This is a genomic window from Rhodococcus sp. P14, from assembly GCF_000256505.1.
In the GTDB taxonomy this organism is placed as follows: domain Bacteria; phylum Actinomycetota; class Actinomycetes; order Mycobacteriales; family Mycobacteriaceae; genus Rhodococcus; species Rhodococcus ruber.
In genome coordinates, this window is sequence record NZ_AJFC01000306.1 from 1 (window position 1) to 19,386 (window position 19,386).

The 19,386-nt window shown below is 71.8% G+C and carries 18 protein-coding genes and 1 pseudogene; 9 read left to right on the plus strand and 10 right to left on the minus strand.

Annotated elements, in window-relative coordinates; all coding sequences use genetic code 11:
- The 4 genes and pseudogenes from OEY_RS30595 to pdhA form a co-directional block, all read right to left on the minus strand.
- Positions 1 to 152 (minus strand): annotated as a pseudogene (locus tag OEY_RS30595) (MFS transporter); the annotation flags it as partial.
- A 21-nt stretch (positions 153 to 173) separates the two neighbouring features.
- Positions 174 to 1,442, minus strand: coding sequence for a dihydrolipoamide acetyltransferase family protein (locus OEY_RS0121515; protein ID WP_010595836.1), 1,269 nt, complete (start codon positions 1,440 to 1,442; stop codon positions 174 to 176).
- A gap of 10 nt (positions 1,443 to 1,452) precedes the next feature.
- On the minus strand, positions 1,453 to 2,436 hold the full coding sequence (locus OEY_RS0121520) for an alpha-ketoacid dehydrogenase subunit beta (protein ID WP_010595837.1): 984 nt from the start codon (positions 2,434 to 2,436) through the stop codon (positions 1,453 to 1,455).
- Positions 2,433 to 3,536 carry a pyruvate dehydrogenase (acetyl-transferring) E1 component subunit alpha gene (pdhA, locus tag OEY_RS0121525; RefSeq protein WP_010595838.1) on the minus strand — a complete coding sequence of 368 codons (1,104 nt, stop codon included), beginning with the start codon at positions 3,534 to 3,536 and terminating at the stop codon, positions 2,433 to 2,435. Before pdhA ends, OEY_RS0121520 begins: the two co-directional genes overlap by 4 nt.
- 166 nt (positions 3,537 to 3,702) lie before the next feature.
- Between pdhA and OEY_RS0121530 the strand changes: the two genes are divergently transcribed.
- On the plus strand, positions 3,703 to 4,173 hold the full coding sequence (locus tag OEY_RS0121530; RefSeq protein WP_010595839.1) for an Lrp/AsnC family transcriptional regulator: 471 nt from the start codon (positions 3,703 to 3,705) through the stop codon (positions 4,171 to 4,173).
- A gap of 88 nt (positions 4,174 to 4,261) precedes the next feature.
- On the opposite strand, the gene OEY_RS0121535 is transcribed toward OEY_RS0121530, so the two are convergent.
- The 3 genes from OEY_RS0121535 to OEY_RS0121545 all read right to left on the minus strand — a co-directional run bounded on the left by OEY_RS0121535 (position 4,262) and on the right by OEY_RS0121545 (position 7,188).
- Complete coding sequence (locus tag OEY_RS0121535; RefSeq protein WP_010595840.1) at positions 4,262 to 5,434, minus strand: thiolase family protein; 1,173 nt, start codon at positions 5,432 to 5,434, stop codon at positions 4,262 to 4,264.
- 93 nt (positions 5,435 to 5,527) lie between these two features.
- Positions 5,528 to 6,004: an acyl-CoA thioesterase gene (locus OEY_RS0121540; RefSeq protein WP_010595841.1), complete on the minus strand. Its 477-nt coding sequence runs from the start codon at positions 6,002 to 6,004 to the stop codon at positions 5,528 to 5,530.
- Positions 6,001 to 7,188 carry a benzoate/H(+) symporter BenE family transporter gene (locus OEY_RS0121545; RefSeq protein ID WP_010595842.1) on the minus strand — a complete coding sequence of 396 codons (1,188 nt, stop codon included), beginning with the start codon at positions 7,186 to 7,188 and terminating at the stop codon, positions 6,001 to 6,003. Before OEY_RS0121545 ends, OEY_RS0121540 begins: the two co-directional genes overlap by 4 nt.
- Before the next feature lie 80 nt (positions 7,189 to 7,268).
- Between OEY_RS0121545 and OEY_RS0121550 the strand changes: the two genes are divergently transcribed.
- Positions 7,269 to 8,105, plus strand: a complete 837-nt coding sequence (locus tag OEY_RS0121550; protein WP_010595843.1) for a sulfurtransferase — start codon at positions 7,269 to 7,271, stop codon at positions 8,103 to 8,105.
- A gap of 10 nt (positions 8,106 to 8,115) precedes the next feature.
- Here OEY_RS0121550 and OEY_RS0121555 read toward each other — a convergent pair whose 3' ends face one another.
- Genes OEY_RS0121555 through OEY_RS0121565 form a run of 3 tightly spaced genes read right to left on the minus strand, consistent with a single transcriptional unit; the run spans position 8,116 to position 10,063 of the window.
- Entirely contained in the window at positions 8,116 to 8,940 is an 825-nt protein-coding gene (locus tag OEY_RS0121555) for a shikimate 5-dehydrogenase (RefSeq protein ID WP_192811081.1), read from the minus strand.
- 46 nt (positions 8,941 to 8,986) lie between these two features.
- Positions 8,987 to 9,688 carry an HNH endonuclease family protein gene (locus OEY_RS0121560; RefSeq protein WP_026137996.1) on the minus strand — a complete coding sequence of 234 codons (702 nt, stop codon included), beginning with the start codon at positions 9,686 to 9,688 and terminating at the stop codon, positions 8,987 to 8,989.
- 48 nt (positions 9,689 to 9,736) lie between these two features.
- Positions 9,737 to 10,063, minus strand: coding sequence for a hypothetical protein (locus tag OEY_RS0121565; protein ID WP_010595846.1), 327 nt, complete (start codon positions 10,061 to 10,063; stop codon positions 9,737 to 9,739).
- Between the two features lie 146 nt (positions 10,064 to 10,209).
- Here OEY_RS0121565 and OEY_RS0121570 point away from each other — a divergent pair, with 146 nt between their 5' ends.
- The 7 genes from OEY_RS0121570 to OEY_RS0121600 all read left to right on the plus strand — a co-directional run bounded on the left by OEY_RS0121570 (position 10,210) and on the right by OEY_RS0121600 (position 19,376).
- Positions 10,210 to 13,017, plus strand: coding sequence for a DEAD/DEAH box helicase (locus OEY_RS0121570; RefSeq protein WP_026137995.1), 2,808 nt, complete (start codon positions 10,210 to 10,212; stop codon positions 13,015 to 13,017).
- Positions 13,014 to 13,772 carry an SWIM zinc finger family protein gene (locus tag OEY_RS0121575; protein ID WP_010595848.1) on the plus strand — a complete coding sequence of 253 codons (759 nt, stop codon included), beginning with the start codon at positions 13,014 to 13,016 and terminating at the stop codon, positions 13,770 to 13,772. Before OEY_RS0121570 ends, OEY_RS0121575 begins: the two co-directional genes overlap by 4 nt.
- Positions 13,773 to 13,961: 189 nt before the next feature.
- Positions 13,962 to 15,467, plus strand: a complete 1,506-nt coding sequence (locus OEY_RS0121580; RefSeq protein ID WP_010595849.1) for a CoA-acylating methylmalonate-semialdehyde dehydrogenase — start codon at positions 13,962 to 13,964, stop codon at positions 15,465 to 15,467.
- A 13-nt stretch (positions 15,468 to 15,480) separates the two neighbouring features.
- Positions 15,481 to 16,635 (plus strand): isobutyryl-CoA dehydrogenase, encoded by a 1,155-nt coding sequence (locus OEY_RS0121585; RefSeq protein WP_010595850.1) that lies wholly within the window; start codon positions 15,481 to 15,483, stop codon positions 16,633 to 16,635.
- A complete protein-coding gene (locus OEY_RS0121590) occupies positions 16,632 to 17,693 on the plus strand; it encodes an enoyl-CoA hydratase/isomerase family protein (RefSeq protein WP_010595851.1) in 1,062 nt (353 codons plus the stop codon). The genes OEY_RS0121585 and OEY_RS0121590 overlap by 4 nt, the downstream gene beginning before the upstream one ends.
- A 1-nt stretch (position 17,694) precedes the next feature.
- Positions 17,695 to 18,603 (plus strand): 3-hydroxyisobutyrate dehydrogenase, encoded by a 909-nt coding sequence (gene mmsB, locus OEY_RS0121595; protein ID WP_010595852.1) that lies wholly within the window; start codon positions 17,695 to 17,697, stop codon positions 18,601 to 18,603.
- Complete coding sequence (locus tag OEY_RS0121600; protein WP_010595853.1) at positions 18,600 to 19,376, plus strand: enoyl-CoA hydratase; 777 nt, start codon at positions 18,600 to 18,602, stop codon at positions 19,374 to 19,376. Before mmsB ends, OEY_RS0121600 begins: the two co-directional genes overlap by 4 nt.
- The last annotated feature ends 10 nt before the right edge of the window (positions 19,377 to 19,386 follow it).

Consider the following 19,386-nt stretch of genomic DNA (forward strand, 5'->3'; position numbering starts at 1 on the left):
ACCAGCAGCAGGGAACCGAGCGTGGCGTGGTCGATGCCGACGCGCTGCTCGATCGCGGGGATGTGCACCACCCACATCGCGAGCAGGAACCCGTTGACGCCGAAGGTCGCGAACACGGCCGCGCGGGCACGGCGAAGATCGTGAGCGCTCACATGTCCCGACGCTACCGGCCCTCAGATGCCGGCGAGCAGTTCCGGCACCGGGTCGGTGAGGATCGCGCCGATCTCGGCCAGCGCCCGCGCGGCCTGCTCACCGTCGACGAGCCGATGGTCGAACGACAGCGACAGCGTCGTGACCTGCCGGACGGCGAGCTCGCCGTCCACCACCCACGGACGCGGGCCGATCGCACCGAGCGCGAGGATGGCGGTCTCCCCGGGATTGAGGATGGGGGTGCCGGTGTCGACCCCGAACACGCCCACGTTGGTGATCGACACCGTGCCGCCGGTCAGCTCCGCCGGGGTGGCCCGGCCCGAGCGGGCCGTCTCCGCCGCCCGGGCGACGGCGTCGGCGAGGTCCGGCAGCGACAGGCGGTCGGCGTCGTGGATCACCGGCACCATCAGTCCCGCGTCGGTGGCGGTCGCGATGCCCAGGTTGACGTAGTGACGGGTGACGATCTCCTGGTGCTCCTCGTCCCACGCCGCGTTGAGGACCGGTTGGTGCGCGAGCACCCGCAGCAGCGCCTTGGCCACCACGGTGAGCGGCGTGGGATGCCGCCCCTCGAAGGCCGCCGCGCCGCGGAGCCGGGAGACGAGCTCGACCGTCGCCGTGACGTCGCAGGTGAGGAACACGGTGACGTGCGGGGCGGTGAAGGCACTGCGCGCCACTGCGGCGGCGGTGCGTCTGCGGATCCCGTGGATCGGGGTGCGGGTTTCGCGCGGCGGTCCGGCTTCCGGCGGCTGCGTGTCGCGGGCCTCCGCGGCCCGGCGCACGTCGGGCACGGTGATCACCCCGCCCGCACCGGTGCCGGTCACCCCGGTGAGATCCACGCCGAGCTCCCGGGCCTCGCGGCGGGCGGACGGCTTGGCGTCCGGCCGGTGCCGCGCCCCGGCCGGCGCCTGCGGGGACGGCGCCGCCGCGGCGCGTGCCGCGCGCCTGCTCGCCGGGGCCGCGCCCGGACCGTAGCCGACGAGCACCTGCACGGGTCCGCCGCCGTCGCCCGCGCCGGGGAGAGTGAACCGGATCAGCGGATTCCCCACGGGCACGCTGTCGCCGGGTTCGGCGAGCAGTTCGGCGACCGTCCCGGCGTACGGGGACGGCAGTTCCACGGTCGCCTTGGCGGTCTCGACCTCCGCGATCACCTGGTTGAGCTCGACCCGGTCCCCGACGGCCACGGTCCACGACACCAGTTCCGCCTCGGTCAGGCCCTCACCGAGGTCCGGCAGCCGGAACACCTCGCTGTGCCCGCCCGCCACGTCGCCGCGCTCGCTCACGCTCTGCTCCATGTCCCGGTCCTCACGCCGCGAGGCTGCGGTCGACGGCGTCGAGGATGCGGTCCGGGTCGGGCAGGTGGTGCGCCTCGAGTTTCGCCGGGGGATAGGGGATGTCGAATCCGCCGACCCGCAGCACCGGCGCCTCGAGCTGGTAGAAGCAGCGTTCCGAGAGGCGGGCGGCGATCTCGGCGCCGATGCCGCAGAACAGCGGTGCCTCCTGCACCACGACCAGGCGTCCGGTGCGCCGCACCGACGCCTCGACGGTGTCGAAGTCGACGGGCGAGACGGACCGCAGATCGATCACCTCCACGGAATGCCCCTCGGTCTCGGCGATCTGCGCGGCCTGCAGGGCGGTCGCGACCATCGAGCCGAACGTCACGACGGTGACGTCCGTGCCCGCGCGGGTGACGCGGGCCCGGTCCAGCGGCAGCTCCGGCTCCGCGTCGAGATCGACCTCGGCGCGGTCCCAGTACCGGCGCTTGGGCTCGAGGAAGATCACCGGATCGTCGAGGGCGACGGCCTGCTGGATCATCGCGTAGGCGTCGGCCGGGTTGCTCGGGCTGACCACCCGCAGTCCGGCGGTGTGCGCGAAGTACGCCTCGGGTGACTCGGAATGGTGTTCGACCGCCCCGATCCCGCCGCCGTAGGGGATGCGGATGGTCAGCGGTGCGGTGACCCGCCCGGCGGTGCGGTAGTGGATCTTGGCGACCTGCGAGACGATCTGGTCGAACGCGGGGTAGACGAAGCCGTCGAACTGGATCTCGCACACCGGTCGGTAGCCGCGCAGCGCCATGCCGAAAGCCGTTCCCACGATCCCGGATTCGGCGAGGGGGGTGTCGATGACGCGGTTGTCGCCGAAGTCCTTCTGCAACGTGTCGGTGACGCGGAAGACTCCGCCGAGCCGGCCGACGTCCTCTCCCATGATCACCACCTTGCGGTCGTGTTCGAGGGCCCGGCGCAGTCCGGCGCCGAGGGCGGCGCCGAGGGCCAGGGTGGTGGTGGTCATGACAGCGCCTCCTCGTGGGTCGCGTTCTCGAAACCGGCGAGGTAGTCGCGGTAGCGGGTGCGTTCCTCGGCGATCGCCGGGTGGTCGGTGGCGTAGACGTGGTCGAACATGCTCAGCGGCTCCGGATCTCGGGCGCCGAGGGTGCCGGCGCGCAACCGGGCCGCGGCCTCGTCCGCGGTGGCGCCGACCTCGTCGAAGAACCCGGCATCGGCGTGGCCCTCGCGCTCGAGCAGCCGGTGGAGCCGGTCGATCGGATCCCGCATCCGCCACAGTTCGGCCTCGGCCGGGGTGCGGTAGCGGGTGGGGTCGTCGGAGGTGGTGTGCGGGCCCATCCGGTAGGTGACGGCCTCGACGAACGACGGGCCGCTGCCCTCCCGTGCGTGCCGGGTGGCCTGGCGGGTGACGGCCAGCACCGCGAGCGCGTCGTTGCCGTCGACCTGCACGGCCGGCATTCCGTACCCGGCGGCGCGCTGCGCGATCGGGACGGGACTGTGCGAGTGGACCGGGTTGCTGATCGCCCAGTGGTTGTTCTGGCAGAAGAAGACCACGCCCACCCCCCATGCGACGGCGAAGCCGAGCGCCTCGGCGATGTCGCCCTGACTCGTCGCGCCGTCGCCGAAGTAGACGACGGTGGCGATCTCGGCGCCGTCGAAGTGGGCGCCCATCGCGTAGCCGGTGGCGTGCAGCCCCTGGGAGCCGACGACGATCGCGGGGTTGGTCATGTTCACGGCGGCCGGGTCCCAGCCGGAGTGGGCGCAGCCCCGCCACAACCGGGTCATGTCGGCGGGGTCGACGCCGCGGCACCAGGCCACGCCGTGCTCGCGGTAGCTGGTGAAGACGTAGTCGTCGCGGTGCAGGGCGTGCGCGGAGCCGACCTGAGCGGCCTCCTGGCCGAGCAGTGGTGCCCACAGTCCGAGTTCGCCCTGCCGTTGCAGCGCGGTGGCCTCGGCGTCGAGGCGGCGGACGACGACCATGTCGCGGTACAGGGCCCGGAGTTCGTCGGGTCCGACGTCGGCGACGAGCGCGGAGTACTCGGGATTGTGGACCCGTCGACCGTCGGGCTGGATCAGCTGGATCGGGTAGGCAATCTTGTCGACCACCGTGCACCACCTCGCTATGGCGGGACCGGTCGCCCTCGTGAGGCGCCCGGACAAACCTGTGTTGTACATCACATGATCCACGCGGGGTGCAGGTGCGCAATCGATCGTCGCGTGATTGTGCAGCAAGCACGGTTTCGGGGGGTCCGGCGCTGTCATACTGCGAAACATGACCAGTCTCGATGCCACCGACGCCCGGATGCTGCTCGAGCTCGCGCGCACCCCGCGGGCGACCGGGGTGGAGTTGTCCCAGCGTCTCGGGCTGTCCCGGAACACGGTGCAGGCACGGCTCGCGCGGTGGGATGCGGAGGGGGTTCTCGGCTCGTTCGAGCGCCGGGTGGATCCGCGGGCGCTCGGCTACCCGCTGGCCGCGTTCGTCGCGACCCGGGTCGATCAGCACCGGCTCGACGCCGTCGTCGCGGCCCTCGGGCAGATCCCGGAGGTCACCGAGGTGTACGGCATGACGGGGCAGACGGACCTGTCGGTGAAGGTGGTCGCGCGGGACGCCGACGATCTCTACCGGCTGGCCGGGCAGATCCTCGAGATCCCCGGTGTCGAGCGCACCAACATGGCGCTGGTGATGCGCGAACTGGTGGGTCCGCGCACGGCGCCGCTGCTCGAGCGGCTCGCGCAGCGCTGAGGCGCCTTCCGCGCAGCGCTGAGGCGCCTTCCGTGCAGCGCTGAGGCGCCTTCCGGGACCGAACCCGGAAGGCGCCTCGGCGTGCGGGCTAGAGGATTTCGTAGATCGTGGCGTTGGCGGTGCCCCCGCCCTCGCACATGGTCTGCAGACCGTAGCGGCCGCCGGTGTGGCGCAGGTGGTGGATCAGGGTCGCGGCGAGACGACCGCCCGAGGCGCCGAGGGGGTGGCCGAGGGCGATCGCGCCGCCCAGGGGGTTCAGCTTCTCGCTCGGTGCGCCGGTCTCGCGCTGCCATGCGAGCGGCACGGAGGCGAAGGCCTCGTTGACCTCGAACGCGTCGATGTCGCCGAGCGAGAGTCCCGACCGCTTCAGCGCCAGGGCGGTGGCCGGGATCGGACCGGTGAGCATCTTGACCGGGTCGTCGCCGGTGACGACGGCGGTGTGCACGCGCGCGAGCGGCGTCAGCCCCAGAGCCTTCGCCTGCTCCGACGTGGTGATCAGCAGCCCGGAGGCGCCGTCGGAGATCTGCGACGCGTTGCCGGCGGTGACCACGCCGTTCTCCCGGAAGGGGGCCTTCAGGCCGGCGAGCTTGTCGACGGTGGAGCCGCGCCGGATGCCCTCGTCGGAGTCGATCACGGTGCCGTCCGCCAGCGTGTAGGGCGCGATCTCGTCCGCGAACCGGCCCTCGTCCTGGGCCCGGGCGGCACGCTCGTGCGAGCGGACGGAGTACTCGTCGAGTTCGGTGCGCGAGATGCCCCACTGCTCGGCGATGATCTCGGCCCCGACGCCCTGGTTGAAGCGGCCGTTGAAGCCGGGCGCGGTGAGCTCGTCGGCGTACCGTTCGCGCGCCGGGCCGCCCATCTGCCCGGTGCCTTCGGGCGCGGAGGAGCCGAGCGGGATCGCGGACATGATCTCCACGCCGCCGGCGACGACGAGGTCGACCTGGCCGGAGATCACCGCCGCGGCCGCCGTCGAGACGGCCTGCTGGGACGATCCGCACTGCCGGTCGATGGTGAAGCCGGGCACCGACTCCGGCCAGCCCGCACCGAGCACCGCCATGCGGCCGATGTTCCCGGACTGCATGCCCACGGACTGCACGGTGCCCCAGTGCACGTCGTCGACGAGGCTCGGGTCGATGCCGGTGCGCTCGGCGAGGGTGCGCAGGACGTGGGCGGACAGCTCGACGGCGTGAACGCCGGACAGGCCGCCGCCCCGCTTGCCGATGGGGGTGCGGACGGCTTCGACGATGACTGCATCGCGCATCTTCGGATCACTCTCTGTCGGGGACGTGCGGATGCCCCGGAGTGTAATCCGGTAGATGAATATGATGCCAAGCGGATGCTTGGTGGGTGGGAACTACTCCGCCGGGGGCGTCACCAGTTGCGCGACCGCCTTCTTGATCTCCTTGGGGATCGCCACGGGACGTCGCGTGCGGGTGTCGACGTACACGTGCACGAACCGCCCGGTCGCAGCCGCCTGCAGACCCCCCTCGCCGTCCTCCCGGAAGATCGCCAGCGAATAGGTCACGCTGCTGGTTCCCAGCCGCTCCACCGCCAGGCCCACGCGCAGCCGGTCCGGGAACGACAGCTCCGCCAGATACCGGCACGACGTCTCCGCGACCACGCCGATCGCGTCCAGCTCCCGGATGTCGACCCCGGTCGTGGCCATCAGCCACCCGTTGACGGCCGAGTCGAAGTACGAGTAATAGGTGACGTTGTTGACGTGGCCGTAGTGGTCGTTGTCCGCCCACCGGGTCTGCATCGGCCACAGGACCGGAAACCGGGCGGGAACGGGTGGGTCGGCGGCGGGCGTCGTCGGCTGGCGGTTCGTCACCGTCCTGACGATAGTCCCACGCGGACGGCAAGTCCGACCATCAACGCCCAGAATGCCGATCCGATACCGAACATGCTCCAACCGGACGCCGCGACCAGGAACGTCACGACCGCTGCTTCGCGTTCCGGCGCGTCGCGCAGAGCCGAGGCCAGCGCCCCGCCGAGCGTCGCGAGCAGGGCCAACCCGGCCACCGCCTCCACCACACCGTCGGGCGCCGTCGCCACGACCGTCGCGAGCCCGGTCGAGCACACCGCCAGCGCCAGGTAGGACCAGCCCGCGCACCACGCGACCACCCATCGGCGCGCCGGGTCGGGCTCGGCCTCGGGCGCCGCCGCCAGCGCGGCGCTGATCGCGGCGAGATTGATCGCGTGCCCACCGGCCGTCGCTCCCGCGACGGTGCCGAGCCCCGTGACCGTCATCGCCGCCCGCCACGGCGTGGCGTAACCGAACGAGTCGAGCACGGCCGTGCCCGGGATGTTCTGCGACGCCATCGTCACGATGTAGAGGGGGAGGGCGATGCCGAGCAACGCCTGCCACGTCCACGCCGGGGCCGTGAGCTCGAGCGCCGGCACCAGCTCCCGCGCCGCCGGCGCGGTTCCCGAGCGCACCAGATGGATCGCGACGACCACGGCCGCGGCCCCGAACGCCCCCGGCACCGCCCAGCGTGGCCGCAGCCGCTGCAGCACCAGCCACGTCGCCACCACCGGCAGGATCGCGGCGGGCGCGTCCATCACGCCCTCGACCGGGGCGAGGCAGAGCGGCACGAGAATCCCGGCGAGCATGGCCTGCGCCAACGATGCGGGGATCGCCGCGATCAGCGCGCCGAGGCGCGGCCACAGCCCCGTCAGGACGATCGCGGCGCCCACGACGACGAACGCGCCCACCGCCGCCGGCCAGCCGCCCGCCACCACACCGGTGCCCGCGAGCAGCGCGGCGCCCGGCGTGGACCACGCGAGCGTGATCGGCGTGCGGAACCGCCGTGCCAGCCACAGGATGCCGAGACCCTGGGTCAGGCAGAGCGCCGACAACCCCGAGGCCGCCTGCGACGGCGACGCCCCCACCGCCTGCAACCCCGTCAGCACCACCGCGAACGAACTGGTGAACCCGACGAGAGCGGTGACGACGCTCGCCCCGAGCGGCCGGATGAGCGAGTCGGGACGACTGGGCGCGGGGGCATCGGACACGGGCGGCAATTCTGCCGCAGCGGACCGGCACCGCCCGCGCCGCCCGGCACCGCCCGCGCCGACGTGTCAGGATCGGGGGCATGGTTGCCGATCCCGTGCTGATGACCGTGGACGAGCTGGCCGACCTCGTCGAGGCGGGCACGCCTCCGGTGCTGCTCGACGTGCGATGGTCGCTCGACGACCCGGACGGCGAGGACCGCTACCGCGAAGGCCACATCCCCGGAGCGGTGTACGTCGACCTCGCCACCGAACTCGCCGACCCCGGATCTCCCGGCCGCGGCCGGCACCCGCTGCCCGACGTCGCCCGGCTGCAGGACCATGCCCGCCGGTGGGGGATCGACAACGGCGACACCGTCGTCGTCTACGACGACACCGGGGGCCTTGCCGCCGCCCGCGCCTGGTGGCTGCTGCGCTGGGCGGGTCTGAAGGACGTGCGCCTGCTCGACGGCGGGCTGCCGCTGTGGACGGCGACGGGCCGTGCTCTGGCGGCGGGCCCCGGCGAATTCGTCGAGTCCGGCTCGGTGACCCTGCGCGGCGGCTACCTGCCCACGGTCGACATCGACGAGGCCGGGCGATACCCCGCGCGGGGAACCCTGCTCGACGCGCGAGCCGCCGCGCGCTACCGCGGCGACGAGGAGCCGGTCGACCCGCGCGCCGGGCACATCCCCGGCGCGGTCAGCGCCCCCGCCACGGACAACCTCCGGGCGGACGGCACGTTCCGATCCGCCGAGGAACTCGCCGCACGATTCACCGCACTGTGCGGGGACCGTCCCGTCGCCGTGTACTGCGGGTCCGGGATCACCGCGACCCACGACATCGCGGCACTGGCCGTGGCGGGTATCGAGGCCGCGCTGTTCCCGGGGTCGTGGTCGCAGTGGTGCCAGGACCCGGCCCGGGAGGTCGCCACCGGGGCGTGAGGACCCGCGATCACCCCTGCGAGCGGGAGAACTCCGACGCGCGGCGCACCTGCTCGGGCGTCGGGGTCACCCCGGTGTACAGCGCGAACTGCTGCGCCGCCTGCAGGGCGATGACCTCGGCGCCGGTGATCACCGGCAGCCCGTGCGCGCGGGCCGCACGGATCAGCGGTGTCTCCGGGGGCATCGCCACGACGTCGAACACCGTCGACGCGGCGGCCACCGCGGCCGCGGGGAACGGCAGCTGCTCCGATTCGCGACCACCGGTCATCCCGACGGGGGTGGCGTTGACGAGCAATCCCGGCGTGCGTCCGTCGAGCTCGGTGCGCCAGTCGAACCCGTACTGCCGAGCCAGGGCGGCTCCCGTCTCCTCGTTGCGGGCGATCACCGACACGTCGGTGAACCCGCTGTCGCGCAGGGCCGCCACGACGGCCTTGGCCATCCCGCCGCTGCCCGCGACGGCCGCCGGCATCCCCGGGTCGACCTCGTGCTCGCGGAGCAGGTCCGCCACCGCCTGGTAGTCGGTGTTGTAGGCGTGCAGCCCGCCGTCCTCGTTGACGATCGTGTTGACCGACTCGATGGCGCGCGCCGAGTCGTGCAGCTCGTCGATCAACGGAATCACGGCCTCCTTGAACGGCATCGACACCCCGCACCCCCGGATGCCGAGGCCGCGGATCCCTGCCACGGCCGACGGCAGATCGGTGGTGGTGAACGCCTTGTACACGTAGTCGAGACCGAGCTCGTCGTAGAGGTAGTTGTGGAAGCGGGTGCCGATGTTGCTCGGCCGTCCCGACAGGGAGATGCACAGACGGGTGTCCTTGGTGATGCGCGAGAGCATGCGTGCCACGCTAGTTCCCGTCGCGAGGACGCGGGGCACGGCGCCCTCAGCACGCGGCGATCGTCGCCGCCAGCGCCTCCCGGTCGGCCGCCGTGATCGGCAGCCCGTACCGCACCGCCACCGACAGGTACTTGCCCGCGAACCAGCAGCGGTACGCCACCGCGGGCGGCAGCCACTCGGCCGGGGTGTGATCGCGCTTGTCCTGATTCGCCGGCCCGTCCACCGCGATCAGGTTGAAGGCGACGTCGTTGGCGAACTGCCGGCGCCGCTCGACCGGCCACTCCGCCGCACCGAGGTCCCACGCCGCCGCCAGGGGATAGATGTGGTCGATCTGCACGGCTCGGCCCTCGGCGCGACGGAACTCGAGCCGGGCACCGGTGTAGGGGTCGGACAGCGTGCCCGACAGCACGATGCAGTCGCCGCTGCCGGGCCGGAACGCCACGTCGCGCAGATCCCGGGCGAGCACGTTGTTGCGGGTGTCGCACCCGTCGCGCCCACCCGGGCCCGGATGATCGTCCGACCACGCCTCCCCGAACACACATCCCTCGCCCGGCCCGCACCCGCGCTCGTACCCCGGCACCTGCGGCCGGTGCGGCACCACCGCCGCCCGCGCCAAGAGTTGTTCGAGCGCGCCGCGTGCGGGGCTGCCCGGTGCCGGTGGCGCGTTCGACTCGATCCGGTCCCACCCCCACGACACGGCGATCGCGACCGCCACCACCAGCCCCCAGAAAACTGCGCCCCCTCGCACGCGGACATTCTCACCGATCGCCCCGACAGCGCCGGCGCCGGCGCCGGCTCAGCCGTCGGTCGTCAACGGAAACCGGACCGCGTGGATGGATTCGATGGTGCGGCCGTCGTGCCCGACGATCCACGACCCGCCGTGCTGCTTGCACTCGGCGACCCGGTCGAACACGGTCAGCAGGAAGAACACCGCCTGCTCCGCGGTCGTGGTGGCGGCGAGCCGATGGGACTCACCGTGTTTCGTTCCGTCGAGCCACACGCCGCACTGTCCGTCGAGTCGCATCGCGGTGACGTGCTCGGAGTCGACGAACGCGTACTTGACCTGCTCCCACGGGGTGTGGGCGCTGTAGGTCTGCTCGAGGACCTGGATCATGATCGACATCGCAGTCTCCTGGTGGGTGCACCTGCAGCCCAGTGTCCTCCGGGGGCCCGGCCCGATCCAGGGTCGATCGTCCCCGGCGCACGCCCGCTCGTCCCGCGCCCCGGCCTGCGCCGGCGGTGTCGGGCACGACTGGCACCATGGTGGGCATGCTGCACGGGTTGTGGTCACCGGGGGCGGGCCTGATGCTGTGGCGCGACGACGAGCACCCGGCCGACGACACACCGGCTGTCCTGCGCCGATGGATCGACCGCCCGTTCCGGCACCGCGTCGAACTGCGACTGCCCGGCGACGACGCACCGCGGCCGCTCCCCGCGGTGGCGATCGCGCCTGCCGACGCCGCGGAGCTGCTGCTGGCGTTGCCCCGGCACGCCGAGACGGTGGCCGGGGACCTGCGGTACCTCGCCCACGTCGCCCGCGGCATCGAGCGGTGGGCACAGGCCGGGCGGGTGGCCCCGGAACTGCACCGCGCCGACGGGCAGTGGTGGGCGCGGTGGCGCCTGCTCGGCGGCGACCGGATCCGAGCCTGGACGGCCGAGCTGTCCGCCGCGATGCCGCCGGTGCAGCGGCAGGCCGGGCGGCCCGCGGCGCTGCTCGACGACCTCGTCACCGAACTCACCGATCCGATCACCCGGTCCCTGATCGGCAACGTCGGTACTTCCCTGCACCCGTTGATCGCGGCCCTGGCCGAGGGGCAACCGCACCACAGTGGCACCCAGCGCATGGCCGACGCACTGGACGAATGGCGGTCCTCGCTCGCCGGAAACGAGCCCGACCTGGTGCTGCGACTCGTCGAGCCGGAAGACGACGAGGACGAGGCCATCGGCGCCGACACCCTGTGGCGGCTCGAGGTGTGTCTGCGCTCGGAGGGACAGGCACCGGCGCCGGTGCCGGTGGACGGCTCCGACGCGCAGCTGCTGCAGATCGGGATCCGCAAGCTCGGCGCCGCCCTGAAGGCGTATCCGCGGTTGCAGGACGTGCCGCGCGACCCGGACAGCCTCGACCTGTTGCTGCCGACCGGGGTGGTGACAGATCTGGTGGAGCACGGCGGCCGCGCACTGGCGGATGCCGGCGTGGCGCTGCTGCTGCCCCGCGCCTGGGCGCGGCTCGAGCCGTCGCTGCGGCTGCAGGTGTCCTCGCCGGTGGCGCCCGTCGCCGCCGAGGACGACACCGTCGGCATGAACGCGCTCGTCTCGTTCGAGTGGCAGCTCGCCGTGGGCGACATGCTGCTCACCCCCGCCGAGATGGAACGGCTGATCGCGGCCAACAGCGACCTGGTCAAGCTGCGTGGCAAGTGGGTGCAGGCGGATCCGCTCGCGCTCGCCCGGGCCGCCCGCTACGTCGCCGGCCAGGGCGCGACGGACGCGACGCTGGCGACGTTGTTCGGCCGGTTCACCGGCGACGAGCCACCACCGGTGGAGGTCACCGACGTCGCCGCGACCGGCTGGGTCGCGACCCTGCTCGACGGGCAGGTCCGGCCCGAGGCGGTGCCGTCCCCGCCCGGCCTGCATGCGACCCTGCGCCCGTACCAGCAGCGCGGCCTCGAGTGGCTGGCGTTCATGAGCGGCCTCGGGCTCGGCGCCGTGCTGGCCGACGACATGGGTCTCGGCAAGACCGTGCAGGTGCTCGCGCTGCTCGCCCACGAACGGGCCGGCGACGTCGCCACCGATCCGACGCTGCTGGTGTGCCCGATGTCGGTGGTGGGCAACTGGCAGCGCGAGGCCCAGCGGTTCGTGCCGGGCCTGCGCGTGCACGTCCACCACGGCCCGGCGCGGCTGCGCGACGCCGCCCTGGCCGCGGCGGTCGCCGACAGCGACCTGGTGATCACGACGTACGCGCTCGTCGCGCGGGACGTGACGCAGTTGCGGTCGCTGCGGTGGGGCCGGGTGGTGCTCGACGAGGCCCAGCACGTGAAGAATGCCGCGACCGCGCAGTCCCGCGCGACGCGGGCGGTCCCCGCGCGGCACCGCATCGCGCTCACCGGCACCCCCGTCGAGAACCGGCTCGAGGAGCTGCGCTCGATCCTCGACTTCGCCAATCCCCGCCTGCTCGGTTCGCCGGCGACGTTCCGCGCCCGGTTCGCCGTTCCGATCGAGCGGGAACGCGACGCGGCGGCCGCCGCGCGGTTGCGGGCGCTCACGTCGCCGTTCGTGCTGCGCCGCGTCAAGACCGACCCGTCGGTGATCTCGGATCTGCCGGAGAAGTTCGAGCAGACGGTGCGGGCCAATCTCACCGCCGAGCAGGCGGCGCTGTACCGGGCGGTGGTCGACGAGATGATGCGGCAGATCCGGGACAAGGAGGGGATGGCCCGCAAGGGCGCGGTGCTCGCCGCGCTGACCCGGCTCAAACAGGTGTGCAACCATCCGGCGCACTACCTGGGCGACGGCTCCGGGGTGCTGCGCCGCGGCCGGCACCGGTCGGGCAAGCTCGGGCTGGTGGAGGACATCGTCGAGTCGATCCTCGCCGACGGCGAGAAGGCCCTGCTGTTCACGCAGTTCCGGGAGTTCGGCGACCTGATCGCGCCGTATCTGGCCGAGCGCTTCGGCACCACGGTGCCGTTCCTGCACGGCGGCGTGTCCAAGGGCCGGCGCGATGCGATGGTCGCCGCGTTCCAGGGCGACGACGGTCCGCCGATGATGCTGCTCTCGCTCAAGGCCGGCGGTACCGGTTTGAACCTGACGGCCGCGAATCACGTGGTGCACCTGGATCGTTGGTGGAACCCGGCGGTGGAGAACCAGGCCACCGACCGGGCGTTCCGCATCGGCCAGCGCCGCGACGTGCAGGTCCGCAAGCTCGTGTGCGTGGGCACCCTGGAGGAGCGGATCGACGAGATGATCTCGGGGAAGCAGGAATTGGCGGAGCTCGCCGTGGGAGCCGGCGAGAACTGGATCACCGAGCTGTCCACCGAGCAACTGCACTCGCTGCTGTCCCTGGGCGACGAGGCGGTGGGCGAATGAGCCCGGCGGGCGGGTTCGATCGCTACGGCAAGCGCCGGCGGGTCGTCGGCGGCATCGAGGCGCGGACCAAACGCGGCTCGATCGGACGCACCTGGTGGTCGAAGGAGCTGGTTGCGGCGATGGAGCAGGTCGCCGACAAGGGCCGGCTCGCGCGGGGCCGGACCTATGCCCGGTCGGGTCAGGTGGTCTCGATGCGGCTCGAGCCCGGCGCGGCGGTGGGGGAGGTGCAGGGCAGCCAGCTGCGCCCGTTCACCTCGACGGTGACCATCCGCACCCTCGACGAGGACGCGGTCGCGGACCTGATCGACCGGGTGCGGTCCGCGCCGGGCATGCTGGTCCGGCTCGCGGGGGGTGCGCTGCCGGAGGAGCTGGGTCCGCTGCTGCTCCCGCGGCGTGCCGGTGAGCTGGACTTCGATTGCACCTGCCCGGACGACGGGTGGCCGTGCAAGCACGCGGCGGCGGTGGCCTACCTGCTGGCCGAGCACGTCGACGAGCAGCCGCTGGCGGTGCTCACCCTGCGCGGGGTCGACCTGAGCACGGTGATCGGTGGGGTGGACGAGGCCGAGGCCGGCGACGAGGATTTCTACGGGAACGAGATCCGGTTGCCGGATCTGCCGGCCGAGCCGTACCGGCCCGCGCCCGAGGATCTCGATCCGACGCTGCTGCGCCGGGCGCTGCGGGCGGGCGGCACGGACGAGTCGGTCGTCCTCCGCGGCACGTCGGACCTCGAGGAGATGTACCGGCGGCTGCGATAGGCCGCTCCGCGGCCCGTGCGTCCTTTGGGCGGCTGGGGCAGCCCAAAGGAGACACCGGCGGCGAAGCCGCCTATGGACATACATGGACTTCCAACTATAGGATGAGCACACATTGCTGGGGGTGCCGCCCGCTGCCCCCGATCATCCCACCGAAACACCAGAATTCGACCAGTTAGGACGGATCCGGACATGAGCGTTCGAGAACTCACCCACTTCGTCGGGGGCAAGCACATCCCCGGCGCCTCCGACCGGTTCGCCGACGTCTTCGACCCCAACACCGGTGAGGTGCAGGCCCGCGTTCCCCTCGCCGACGTCGCCGAGACCGAGGCCGTCATCGCGAACGCCGTCGAGGCGCAGAAGGAATGGGCGGCGTTCAACCCGCAGAAGCGCGCCCGGGTGCTGATGAAGTTCCTGCAGCTCGTGCAGGACGACATGGAGAACCTGGCCCGGTTGCTGTCCTCCGAGCACGGCAAGACCGTCGCCGACGCCAAGGGCGACATCCAGCGCGGCCTCGAGGTGATCGAGTTCGCCACCGGCATCCCGCACCTGCTCAAGGGCGAGTTCACCGACTCCGCCGGCACCGGCATCGACGTCTACTCGATGCGCCAGCCGCTCGGCGTCGTCGCCGGCATCACCCCGTTCAACTTCCCCGCGATGATCCCGCTGTGGAAGGCCGGCCCGGCCATCGCGTGCGGAAACGCGTTCGTGCTCAAGCCTTCCGAGCGCGACCCGTCCGTGCCGCTGCGCCTGGCCGAGCTGTTCATCGAGGCCGGGCTGCCCGCCGGCGTGTTCAACGTCGTCAACGGCGACAAGACCGTCGTCGACGTGCTGCTCACCGACGAGCGCATCAAGGCCGTCGGCTTCGTCGGCTCCACCCCGATCGCCCAGTACATCTACGAGACCGCCGCCGCCCACGGCAAGCGCGCCCAGTGCTTCGGCGGCGCCAAGAACCACGCGATCGTCATGCCCGACGCCGACATGGACCAGGTGGCGGACGCCCTCGTCGGCGCCGGCTACGGCTCCGCCGGTGAGCGCTGCATGGCGATCTCCGTCGCCGTGCCGGTCGGCGAGGAGGCCGCCGATGCGCTCGTCGCCAAGCTCACCGAACGCGTCGGAAAGCTGAAGGTCGGCCGCAGTGACGACCCGAACGCCGACTTCGGCCCGCTGGTCACCGCCGAGGCGCGCCAGCGGGTGCACGACTACATCCAGTCCGGCATCGACGAGGGCGCGCAGCTCGTCGTCGACGGGCGCGACTTCGTGCTCGAGGGCCACGAGAACGGCTTCTTCTCCGGCGCCACCCTGTTCGACAACGTCACCCCCGAGATGAAGATCTACCGCGAGGAGATCTTCGGCCCCGTCGTGATCGTCGTCCGCGCGCACGACTACGAGGAGGCCCTGCGGCTGCCCTCGGAGCACGAGTACGGCAACGGCGTGGCGATCTTCACCCGCGACGGCGACACCGCCCGCGACTTCACCAACCGTGTCAACGTCGGCATGGTCGGCGTGAACGTGCCCATCCCGGTGCCGATCGCGTACCACACCTTCGGCGGCTGGAAGCGGTCCGGCTTCGGCGACCTCAACCAGCACGGACCGGACTCGATCCGCTTCTACACCAAGACCAAGACGGTCACCCAGCGCTGGTTCTCCGGCGTCAAGGAGCACGCGGATCACTTCGTCATCCCGACGATGGACTAGGCAGAGGTAGCAGATGTTCACCCTCACCGACGACGACCGGGCGATCCGCGACACCGCCCGCGACTTCGCCGCCGAGTTCCTCGCCCCGAACGCGGTCGAATGGGACCAGAACAAGCACTTCCCGGTCGACGTCCTGCGCAAGGCCGCGGCGCTCGGCATGGGCGGCATCTACGTCCGCGAGGACGTCGGCGGGTCGGGCCTGCGCCGTCTCGACTCCGTCCGGATCTTCGAGGAACTCGCCAAGGGCTGCCCGTCGATCGCCGCGTACATCTCCATCCACAACATGGTCACGTGGATGATCGACCGGTTCGGCAACGACGAGCAGCGCCGCCGCTGGGTCCCCGGACTGTGCACGATGGACCAGCTCGCCAGCTACTGCCTGACCGAGCCCGGCGCCGGCTCCGACGCGGCGGCCCTGAGCACCAGGGCCGTCCGCGACGGCGACGAGTACGTCCTGACCGGCGGCAAGCAGTTCATCTCCGGCGCCGGCACGTCGGACGTGTACGTGGTGATGGCCCGCACCGGTGAGCCCGGCCCGCGCGGCATCTCCGCGATCATCGTCCCGAAGGACACCCCCGGGCTGTCCTTCGGTGCCAACGAGAAGAAGATGGGCTGGAACGCCCAGCCCACCCGTCAGGTGATCTTCGACGGCGCCCGCGTGCCCGCCGAGAACCTTCTCGGCGAGGAGGGCAGCGGCTTCCGCATCGCCATGCACGGGCTCAACGGCGGCCGGCTCAACATCGCCGCGTGCTCGGTCGGTGGCGCCCAGGCCGCGCTCGACAAGACCGTCGGGTATCTCGCCGAGCGCAAGGCGTTCGGCGAGCGGCTGCTCGACTCGCAGGCCCTGCAGTTCCGGCTCGCCGACATGCGCACCGGCATCGAGGCCTCCCGCACGCTGCTCTGGCGCGCCGCCGACGCCCTCGACCGGGGTGCCGACGACGTCGTCGAGCTGTGCGCGATGGCGAAGCGGTTCGCCACCGACGCCTGCTTCGACGTCGCCAACGACGCGCTGCAACTGCACGGTGGTTACGGCTATCTTGCCGAGTACGGACTCGAGAAGATCGTGCGGGATCTGCGCGTACACCAGATCCTCGAAGGAACCAACGAGATCATGCGGGTGGTCGTCGCGCGCAGCGTGGTGGCCGCGGCGCAGAACGGAGCGAAATGACCGAGACGGAAGACGTCCTCGTCCGGGTCTCCGGCGGCATCGGCCGGATCACCCTCAACCGGCCCAAGGCCATCAACGCCCTGAACTACGACATGGTGAAGGCGATGGCCGCCGCGCTCGACGAGTGGGCCGGGGACGACTCGGTCCGCGCGGTCGTCGTGGACGGGGCGGGGGAGCGCGGCCTGTGCGCCGGCGGCGACATCGTCTCGATCTACCACGACGCCCGCGACGGCGGCACCGGCTCGCAGGACTTCTGGCGCGACGAGTACATCCTCAACGCCGCCATCGGCCGCTACCCGAAGCCGTACGTCGCGATCATGGACGGCATCGTCATGGGCGGCGGCGTCGGGATCGCCGCCCACGGCAACGTCCGGATCGTCACCGAACGCTCCACGATCGCGATGCCCGAGGTGGGCATCGGCTTCGTCCCCGACGTGGGCGGCACCTGGCTGCTCTCGCGCGCCCCGGGCGAGCTCGGCACCCACCTCGCGCTGACCACCGGTCGCATGAAGGCCGGCGACGCCATAGCCCTCGGTTTCGCCGACCATTTCGTGCCGTCCGAGGCGCTCGACAAATTCGTCGCCGCCCTCGAATCCGGCACGGTCGACGAGGCGCTCGCCGAATTCGCCCGACCGGCCCCGGAGTCGCCGCTGCTCGCGCAGCGCTCCTGGATCGACGCCGCCTACTCCGCGCCGACCGTCGAGGAGATCGTCGCCCGCCTGCAGACCGCCGAGGAGCCCGAGGCCCGCGCGGCCGCCGAGCAGATCCTCGGCAAGTCGCCCGTCGCGCTGAAGGCGACCCTGCGCTCGGTGCGGCACGCCCGCGAACTCGGCAGCCTCGAAGAGGTGCTGAACGAGGAGTACCGGGTCTCGCTGGCGTCACTGCGCTCGCACGATCTCGTCGAGGGCATCCGCGCCCAGGTGGTCGACAAGGACCGCAACCCGGCGTGGTCGCCGGCGACCCTCGCCGACGTCACCGACGCCGACGTCGACGCGTACTTCCAGCCCCTCGGCGAGCTCGAACTCGGCCTCGCCGCACCCGAGAAGGAAACCGCCTGACATGAGCACTCTGCCGAACGTCGCCTTCCTCGGTCTCGGCCACATGGGCGGGCCGATGGCCGCGAACCTCGTCAAGGCCGGCTACCCGGTCACCGGCTACGACCCGGTGCCCGCCGCCCAGGAACAGGGCCGCGCCGACGGCCTCACGATCGTCGAGTCCGCGACCGACGCGGTCCGCGACGCCGACGTCGTGATCACCATGCTGCCCAACGGTGCCCTCGTGCTGAAGCTGTACGACGAGGTCCTGTCGGCCGCTCGGCCGAACACCCTGTTCGTCGACAGCTCCACCATCGACGTCGCCGACGCCCGCGCCGCCCACGAGAAGGCGGTGCAGGCCGGGCACCGCGCGATCGACGCGCCCGTCTCCGGCGGTGTCGCGGGCGCCGCCGCCGGCACCCTGGCCTTCATGGTCGGCGGGTCGGAGGAGGACTTCGAGGCCGCGAAGCCGCTGCTCGAGGTCATGGGCCGCAAGGTCGTGCACTGCGGCGGGTCCGGCGTCGGCCAGGCCGCCAAGATCTGCAACAACATGATCCTCGGCGTGTCGATGATCGCGATCAGCGAGGCCTTCGTCCTCGGTGAGAAGCTCGGCCTGACCAACCAGGCCCTCTTCGACGTCGCGTCCAACGCCTCCGGCCAGTGCTGGGCGCTGACCAGCAACTGCCCGGTGCCCGGCCCGGTGCCCACCACCCCCGCCAACAACGACTACCAGCCCGGGTTCGCCGCCGCGCTCATGGACAAGGACCTCGGCCTGGCCGCGAATGCGTTGCGCGCCAACAACGTCGACGCCGAGTTGGGTCTGCGGGCCGCGGAGATCTACCACCGGTTCAACACCTCGGGTGGCGGCGGGCTGGACTTCTCGGCCATCATCACCGAGATCCGCAACCGCTCGACAGAACAGGAAACCCAGTGACGGACTTCGAGACGATCCTGCTCGACCGCAAGGACCGCGTCGGCATCATCACGCTCAACCGGCCCAAGGCGCTCAACGCCCTCAACAGCCAGCTGATGCGCGAGGTGGTGGCGGCCGTCGAGGAACTCGACGCCGACGCCGGCATCGGTGCGATCCTGCTCACCGGATCCGAGAAGGCGTTCGCCGCGGGCGCGGACATCAAGGAGATGGCGCCGAAGACGTTCTCCGAGGTGTACGCGGAAGATCTGTTCTCCCAGTGGGATCGGCTCTCGTCGATCCGGAAGCCGATCGTCGCCGCCGTCTCCGGGTACGCCCTCGGCGGCGGCTGCGAACTGGCGATGCTGTGCGACTTCATCATCGCCTCGGACACCGCCAAGTTCGGCCAGCCCGAGATCAAGCTCGGCGTCATCCCCGGCATCGGCGGCTCGCAGCGGCTCACCCGCGCCGTGGGCAAGGCCAAGGCGATGGACATGTGCCTGACCGGCCGGAACATGGACGCCGAGGAGGCCGAGCGGGCGGGCCTGGTCTCGCGCGTCGTGCCGGCCGCGGAACTGTTCGACGTGGCGCTCGAGGCCGCGACCACGATCGCGTCGATGTCGCTGCCCGTCGCGATGATGGCCAAGGAAGCGGTGAACCGGTCCTTCGAGACCACCCTCGCCGAGGGCGTGAAGTTCGAACGCCGGGTGTTCCACTCGACGTTCGCCACCGCCGACCAGAAGGAAGGCATGGCCGCGTTCGTCGAGAAGCGTGCACCGAAGTTCGAGCACGCCTGATCGTCCGAAA